Origin of the sequence: uncultured Acetobacterium sp. (genome assembly GCF_927416815.1) — a bacterium.
Taxonomy (GTDB): domain Bacteria; phylum Bacillota; class Clostridia; order Eubacteriales; family Eubacteriaceae; genus Acetobacterium.
This window is the reverse complement of sequence record NZ_CAKMJU010000141.1, coordinates 1-8,358: the sequence shown is the minus strand read 5'-3', so window position 1 is coordinate 8,358 and position 8,358 is coordinate 1. Positions and strand designations below refer to the sequence as shown.

At 38.6% G+C, this 8,358-nt stretch carries 6 protein-coding genes; 2 read left to right on the top strand and 4 right to left on the bottom strand.

The genetic code is table 11. From position 1 onward, the window contains the following. Window positions 1–527: 527 nt before the first annotated feature. Window positions 528–1,508, top strand: coding sequence for a helix-turn-helix transcriptional regulator (locus QZ998_RS16525; RefSeq protein ID WP_296561971.1), 981 nt, complete (start codon window positions 528–530; stop codon window positions 1,506–1,508). A 3-nt stretch (window positions 1,509–1,511) separates the two neighbouring features. Further along, window positions 1,512–2,897, top strand: coding sequence for a tyrosine-type recombinase/integrase (locus QZ998_RS16520; RefSeq protein WP_296561969.1), 1,386 nt, complete (start codon window positions 1,512–1,514; stop codon window positions 2,895–2,897). 1,148 nt (window positions 2,898–4,045) lie between these two features. Here QZ998_RS16520 and QZ998_RS16515 read toward each other — a convergent pair. The 4 genes from QZ998_RS16515 to QZ998_RS16500 form a co-directional block, all read right to left on the bottom strand. Next, window positions 4,046–5,833: a ketose-bisphosphate aldolase gene (locus QZ998_RS16515; RefSeq protein WP_296561967.1), complete on the bottom strand. Its 1,788-nt coding sequence runs from the start codon at window positions 5,831–5,833 to the stop codon at window positions 4,046–4,048. Window positions 5,834–5,885: 52 nt separating this feature from the next. Beyond that, window positions 5,886–6,824, bottom strand: coding sequence for a transketolase C-terminal domain-containing protein (locus QZ998_RS16510; RefSeq protein WP_296561965.1), 939 nt, complete (start codon window positions 6,822–6,824; stop codon window positions 5,886–5,888). Beyond that, the gene (locus tag QZ998_RS16505) at window positions 6,824–7,624 is read right to left on the bottom strand and encodes a transketolase (protein WP_296561976.1); all 801 of its coding nucleotides are present in this window, start codon (window positions 7,622–7,624) and stop codon (window positions 6,824–6,826) included. The genes QZ998_RS16510 and QZ998_RS16505 overlap by 1 nt, the downstream gene beginning before the upstream one ends. 145 nt (window positions 7,625–7,769) lie before the next feature. Then, complete coding sequence (locus tag QZ998_RS16500; RefSeq protein ID WP_366512471.1) at window positions 7,770–8,246, bottom strand: RpiB/LacA/LacB family sugar-phosphate isomerase; 477 nt, start codon at window positions 8,244–8,246, stop codon at window positions 7,770–7,772. Between the last annotated feature and the right edge of the window lie 112 nt (window positions 8,247–8,358).

Below are 8,358 nucleotides of genomic sequence, written 5' to 3'. Positions count from 1 at the left end.
AGGCTGATCACCCGAAAGTGCTCGCGCAAATGAGCTGAAAAGGCATACCTCATGTTGCGACATCTTCCCATCAAGCCCTGGATCATAACCATCGACGGGCCCATGCCCTCGTCTACATAATGAAATCGCTCTCAATCCACCTCCATTATTTGGAGGCGATCACCCATTATCTTACCGGAAAGGAAGAACAAGTCTGTTCGTTCTACCAATACTTTTTTTTGACCATCACTTGATGGTTTGTTTGCTATGCTCAGAATTTGGTTTGCTTAATACTAGAGATGTTTCAGACTTTTTTCCTCCATTATTTGTCAATTGTTGTTGCTTCTAATTAAGTCAACTGGTATAATCATCATGATGAACGCAACAATAACTGAAATTCTTAACGTGATTATATAACGCAAGAAAATTATTTTCAACAAAAATAATCTCAAAATGAACGAAATATATAAAATATATATTATAGTGAACGGAAGGAGTTATCACATGCATAGTTTTTATAATAATGAATATTTTCGAGGTGTGCCTATATGTGTATCAATGTAACAAAAGAGTTTGCTGTAAAGTTACAATCACTGATTATTGAAAGTGGAAAATCTATCAAGCAGTTAGCTGTAGAGATAGGTGTGCCTTCGGGATCTTTAAGCAAATATCAAAATAATGCTGCTGAGCCTGGGATAAATAGCCTCTATAAAATCGCTGACTATTTTAATGTTTCCGCTGATTATCTGCTTGGAATCACAGACCAAAGAACCTCTAATATAGATGATAAGGCCATCCATGAGACCATAGGGTTAAGTGATAAAGCAATTGAAAAATTGAAAGGTTATAAAAAATACCTGCCAGGTGTACTAATACCAACTATTAACTCTCTTATCGAATATGAAGATGACCCTTATCATCTGTCGATGTCTGAGAGTTACTCAAAAATTACAACAGTTAGTGAAAAAGAAATAGAAGATTTTATAACTCTTTTATCTGAGCTGAAAAACACCGATAAAGAAAGTCATGAATCGAACGATTGCCATCCCGTCATTCCATCTGGGCCACTCAAATTAATTGATGATTTTTTCAACTTTACGGTTGCTAATGAAGGCCAACTCCGTATTGATTCAGAAGTCGGTTTTATTGGTACTATGGACTCGCAAAAGATAATTGATACTTTAATTATTGATGACCTTAAAGAAGTATTACGTTTTATGAGAGAAAAATCTATTTCCAATAGATCAAAAATAAAAATCCGTCATGAAGAATACGCCAAAGACTGGGATGAAGTAGCACAAAACACTCTGTTTGAAAAGCTCGGTTTAAATGATTCGTTTGATGATATTATAAAACTGACAAAAAAAGAATTAAGTGAAATATTTGAAGCTTCTGACGATTTTGATATGAAAACCCCTATTAGCAACCTGATAAAAGAGCATCTTAAAGAGCAATTGAAAAAAGAAATTGGTGATGATTTAGAACTTGATAAAATAATTGAAGAGGCTACAAAAGAAGAGGAGGAATAACCCATGGCCAACATAGAAAAAAGAGGAAATGCCTTCCGGATCGTTGTTTCTTGCGGTTTCGATGTTAACGGCAAGAGAATAAAGCACACCATGAACTATAAACCCCCTGATGGATTAAGCCCCACTAAATTAAAGAAGGATCTGGACAGAGCCGCCTTGGAGTTTGAGGAAAAATGCAACCTGGGCTACGTCATGGACAGTAACACGAAGCTCATTGATTTTATTGAAATCTGGTTTAAAAATTATGTGGGCAATAAGAACCTCTCCCCGGTGACGGTAAAAGGTTATCAGGATCTCTCATTGAAAATTGCTGAACATCTGGGACACCTGAAAATGGGAAAGATTACCTCAAAGCATATACAGGACTTTTATAATCTGATCAAAGCCGGTACTGGTATGCGTGGCGGAGAGAAATACCAGGTTACGCCTGAATACCTAACCATTGTGGCCAAAATGAAGCAGAGGGACATCTCAGAAAAAGCTGGGATTAATGACGATACCCTCCGGAGGCTTAAAAAAGGTGGCAACACTACTCTTGAGATCGCCCGCAAGGTGGCCGATGTTATTGGTAAAGACTTTGACAGCCTCTTCTTATCAACCAATCCACAAAGGCAAGTGTCAAACGACACGGTTTTACATTATCACCGGTTACTGAATAACATCATGAATACCGCCGTGAGATGGGGTGTTATTCCTTTCAACCCGATTGAAAAGCGAGTGGAGCTGCCCAAAACAGAACGTAAGGAACAGGCTTATATGGATGATAAAGAAGCCATGGCATTTCTTGAGCTGCTGGAAGAGGAACCCATCAAATATAAGCTTGCCCTAAACCTCCTGATATACAGTGGCTTAAGGCGTGGTGAGATTGGCGGTCTGAAATGGTCGGATATCGACTTTGAAGATAAGATCATCACCGTTAAGAGGGCCTTAAAATATGTCACTGGCCAGGGCATCATTGAAGGGGATCCCAAAACCTTTAAATCTAAGCGTAGCGTGAAGCTGCCTGATTTCATCTTTGATCTGTTTAGGAGCTATAAAGTCTGGCAGCTGACAGAGCGCCTTAAAGTCGGCGATCAATGGATTGATCACGACTATATCTTCACCAGATGGAACGGGGAACCCATGAACCTTGATACCATCGGCGGTTATCTTAAAAAATTTACCGATAAGCATGGATTAAAGCCGGTGCATCTGCACTCTCTCAGGCACACAAACGCCTCGATCCTTATTGCCAGTGGTGTGGATCTAAAAACGGTATCTTCCCGGCTGGGTCATTCCAATATCTCCACAACTGGTAACATTTATGCCCACGTGATCAATACGGCCGACGCAAAAGCCAGTGATGCACTGGAAGATATTTTAATCAAACCTTCTATCAAAGCTCAGTGATTTTTATCACCGGGCTTTATCTTTTTTCAAAAGTGTCCCCAAATTGTCCCCAAGTCATGGGTTTTTTGCCCTTAATCAGCTTTTCGGCAATAAAAAAAGAGAACCAAAACGGCTCTCTCATGCGATTCTTGCTGGAGCTAGCGGGGGGAATCGAACCCCCGACCTACTGATTACGAATCAACAGGTAAATAGCATATTAAAAGCATTTTATAGTCGCAATATGACATATTCAGGACATTATTTTTTTAATTTCCTAAATTGTTTTACTTTCGAGGGCCGTCGTCCTTTATGTAGTAGATTTGTTGCCAGCATTAATATGTAAATTACTTAAGAATCACTTTATCTTCATTGTCACTTTACCTGGTGGAGGCGATCCGTACCGATTCATGGCGACAATTAAAATATCTGATTACAGACACACAAAATTACTCAACTAGGAAATACTAAGGCCTGGGTGTGTCTGAAAACTAATTCTCTAAAAACACCACTACGCGTATTACAATAGAACAAAAAACGCTGGAAGGAGTATAGCGCCATCAGAACGCCATAAAATCACAGGTGGACAATGAGTACAGATCAAAGATATATTTTAAAAAGTCAAAACCAGCCATCCACTTAAAGATAAGCAGCTGATATTCAACGGTATCTTCTCGATTGCCCGCAATAGCACTGGTGCTAAAGAGAGGTTGAAAAACTGAAGTGAATCAATACATCGAAAAAAGTCGCGGCGGTAACACGTCAAAATTCTTGCAGTCGTTAACTGTCTCAGAAATCCGGTCTACTTTGAACTTTCTGGCGGTAACTTTAACAAAAATACCGTCACGATCAGTCTATTATCGAACTTTGATATCAAAAGAACCAATATCTTGGCCGATAAAACTTAAGGAAACAAATATCAGAAAATTAGAGATTCACTTCACAAGAAGCTGACTATACAATTCAGCCAAAATCAAATACAAAAGATCCATGAGATTACGACTGGTAGCTTTATAAAGAACATCATCCAGTTGAACGCTTTTTCATTTAATAAAATAAAGTATCCCAAGAATTGCTACACTATATGACCAGTTGGCGTCTTCATTTATGCCTTTGTTTACATTGTGGTGATCTGATTTTCTACTTTTCAGACACACCCTAGCATGTAATCGCTATTTAGCAATTGAAGATAATTGAGCATTCTTTCTAAAATAATCGTAGCTAATACCACATTCTCCAATTTCCCGAACATTTTTGCTGGTTTTTTTATAATCTGCATGATAATCAGATCCACCTGAAATAATTTTAACTTTATCTGTATATAGTTCGATGATTTTTTCAATGATTTCATTTTTAGTCAACTTACCAGGATAGGTTGTTTTGTCATAAGTATAGGACGCTTCAATACCATCTAAATCAGCTTCAATCAATGATTCAATAAATTCATCTCTGCTGATTCTTTTCCCATCAATTTCGACTGTTTCATTAATCAAGTATGGATGTGCAAGAATACAAATTCCACCTGCTTCATGTGCAAGATTAATAATATCAACCGCCTTAGGTTTTTGCCTTTTTACTCTGTACTCCGGATTATTTCTGCACATTAATTTTGCTTCGCTCCAACTCTCGAAATAACCTTTTTCAGCCATAAGATTGAAAATATTTTTCTTTTGAACATTTTCAGGTTTTCTTTGAATTCCTCCATAGTTTATAACTTCATCCCATAAAATCGGATAACCTTTTTCTGTTAAAACCTCCGTCAATTCTCGATAAGAGTGGATCTTGCTCTTAACAATTTTTTTATTCATGTCACGAATTTTCTCGTTGTCGTAGTCGCAGCCTAAAACAATGAGATGCACATCTTCCACCTCGGTCTCACAGGAGAATTCGATTCCTTGAATAACTTTCACACCTTTTGTTTTTGCATATGTCTGTATCCTAATCATCGAACCATTTACTTCAATTTTTTCCAATGGAAGAACATCATGATCAGTTATCGCAATGACACGCATTCCCAACCTTGACGCTTTGTCAATCAATTCTTTCGCGTTATCGCTTCCATCAGAGTTCGTAGTATGACAATGAAGATCAACCTCATAATTCGGACGTTTTCGATCAGTTAGACTAAAAAACCGTATGTGTTCCTGAACGACTTTTTTGACCTGCTCTTTTACATACGCATCCAGTTTCAAAGGATCATTCTGTTTGGGATTCTGTTCTACAAAATCTTTCATTCCGCTGCAATAGGCAATTTTTATAGCAGTCGAAATATTGACTTTAGCCGCTCCGAGATCAATCAGACTATAAAACATGCCATCAGTCAGCCCTGTTCCTCCATGTAATACCAGCGGACAGGGGGAGCTGTTATTAATCGTTTCAAAAAGGTCGTAATCGATATTTATTTCGCCTTCATAAACACCGTGAGCAGTTCCAATGGCTGGGGCAAATGCATCTACCTTGGTTTCACTTAAAAACACTTTGCAATCTTCTAGTCGGGCATGTGCCCCTTCGCCTTCTTTGACATAAACATCATCTTCAACGCCAACAATAGCTCCCAACTCCCCTTCAACCGTTACATCAAATTTTTGGGCGTAGTCCACAATTTCTTTTGTATTTGCAATATTCTCCGAAAGCGGCAATTTCGATCCATCATACATGACTGAAGACCATCCGGCATCAATACATAATTTGGTAAATTCAACGTCAGTCGAATGATCCAAATGAATAGCTACTTTGACACTTGCATTTTCAGCGATCGGTTTTAACCAACTCATCATTTCTGCTGCGCCGAAGGACTTCACTGTTTTAACCGAAGTTTGAATAATAATGTTCTGTTTCAGTTCTTCTGCCCCTTCAATGGCCGCTTTTGCAGTCAAATAATTAACAATATTGAAGGCTCCAACCGCATAACGATTTTTTCTTGCATCCGTAAGGATGCTCTTCATATTAACATAACTCACTTTAAACCTCTCCTCAATCATTTTACTGCCGAATCTCTCCATAATGAACAGTCTAACCTTCTAAAATAAAACGAATAGCAGACTGTACAATCCCCTCAAGATCCAGGTGATAATAAGCCAACAAGTCAGCATATTCCCCAGTTGTCCCATATTCCTTGGGAATTCCAAGACGATTGACAGTTACATTTTTCGTGTCACTCAACAACTCACACACCATCGTTCCCATTCCACCGTCACAATAATGTTCCTCGATGGTCATCACACGTTTTGTTTTTTCAGCTGAACTTCGGATTAATTCTTCATCAAGCGGATAAACGGTTGGTAATCCAATTACTCTGACCGAATAGCCATTTTTTTCTAAAATCTTTGACGCCTCAATGACCGTTGCTGTCATCGAACCGGTTGAAATTATTGTTAGATCGTCTCCGTCCTGAATTAATCTTCCCTTTCCTATTTCAAAAGGGATTTCTTCAAAGAGAACAGGAATTTTAGGATTACCAATTCGCATATAGACGGGACCAGCATAATCAATCATAGCCTTAACCGCCATTTTTATTTCCGTTGGATCTTGAGGTGCCAATATCACTACATTAGGAATTAAACGAATTAACCCAAAATCATCCAGACTCTGATGAGTAGCACCAAGATCAGAATAGGTAATCCCACAATTTCTACCGACAACTTTTACATTTTGGTGCATATAGCCAAGGTCATTTCGAAACATTTCATAAGGTCTGGCCGTAACAAAAGGAGCTATTGCACAAAAAACAGGAATTTTACCAACGGTTGCCATTCCTGAGGCCATTCCGATAATACCTTGTTCCATGATGCCACATTCAAAATACCGATCAGAGTACTCCCTCGAAAATTCACCAAAACCAGAACTTTTACCACTATCTGCCGAAAATACAACTATCGACTGGTTTATCGCTGCTAAGTCTGTTACTGCTTTCCCAAAAACTTTCCTTGGATCCAGTTTTTCTCCCAGCATCAAACTACCTCCTCAAGTCCTGCTTGCAGACTTTCAATTCGTTTACTTAACATGCGTCCAGCCTTTTCCAAGTCTTCTTTTGAAGGCTTCCAGAAATGAAATTCAGGGTCATTTTCACCCATTGGAAGCCCTTTCGATTTAGTGGTTTTACAAAGAATCATCAGCGGTTTTCCGTTTGTTCTATCACTATAATCCAATGCACTTACAATATCAAAAATATTATTGCCATTAATGTTCAGTACTTCCCAGCCAAAAGCTCTAAATTTCTTGTCAATCGGCCGCATATCCATCACATCTACAACTTTCCCACTGATCTGAAGTTCATTATTATCAATAAATACAACCAGTTTATCCAGTCCGAATTTTGAAGCTGCCGCAACTGCTTCCCAATTCGATCCTTCAGCTAATTCTCCGTCACCCAGCATGACATAAACTTTTGAATTCAACTTATTCAATTTCAACGCCATAGCCATTCCCGCTGCAATTGCCATTCCATGACCCAAGGCTCCTGTATTGGCTTCAATTCCAGGTAACTTATGCATATCCGGATGCCCAGGTATCTTGGAATGCAGTTTTCCATATGTATCAAGTATTGATTTATCAAAATAGCCTTTTTCAGCCAACACACCATACTGAGCCATGCATTTATGTCCTGCTGACAAAATAAATCTGTCGCGGTTTTCCATTTGAGGATCTTTTGGATCTACTCTCATTTTATAAAAATACAAAGCAGAAACGATGTCGATAGCGGAAAATGCCCCTCCTATGTGACCATGTCCGCTGGATTGAAGCATCCGAATGACATTAAGTCGACATTTTTCGCTTTGATTTCAAGCTCTGTCATGTTAGGTAGCCCGTATCCAAATTGATCCGATTTAATCTTAAAATTGGAACCGGCAATATCTTTCTCAGAACGACATCCTTGCACTTGGGAGATTGACTTCATTATTCCTTCCTCTTTCCTCGTTCATAATCGCTGATACACTCGACCTTATTAGCAGATCTTGAGTTTGGATCAAACGACAAACTCAAGTACTCTTTTACGAAACACTTACCCAGTTCAATACCAGTAACCTGAGCGCCAAGAGTGATGATATTAGCATTATTACTCAATTGTGCACGTTGCGCCTGATATATATTGTTAACTAAAGCTGCATAAGCTCCCTTGACTTTATTGGCCGCTATAGATACACCAACACCTGTTCCACAAATCAAAATTCCGCGATCATAGTCTTTTTTTGCAACTGCTTCTGCTACAGCGAATGAAACGTTTGCATAAACTGGGTCTTCACTTCCAAAATCAGTACATTCATATCCTAATTCTTTTATAAATGGAATTAATACCGCTTTATATTCTTCCGCATTCGGGTCACATCCTATTGCTATCTTCATTTTTATAACCATTCCTTTCGCTTCGCTCAAGGCACAAAACGTCGTGAAACATCTTGCCTTTAAGCATCATTCTAATTATTCTATAGCCATAGGGATAACTGTGAACTACAAATCACGTGGAGGTGAGTAGGCCACTCTATCT

What these genes read in the sequence shown, in the direction of transcription:
- QZ998_RS16525 (WP_296561971.1), top strand. Translation starts at nt 528, where the DNA reads ATGTGTATCAATGTAACAAAAGAGTTTGCTGTAAAGTTACAATCACTG.
- QZ998_RS16520 (WP_296561969.1), top strand. Translation starts at nt 1,512, where the DNA reads ATGGCCAACATAGAAAAAAGAGGAAATGCCTTCCGGATCGTTGTTTCT.
- QZ998_RS16510 (WP_296561965.1), bottom strand. Translation starts at nt 6,824, where the DNA reads ATGCTGGGAGAAAAACTGGATCCAAGGAAAGTTTTTGGGAAAGCAGTA.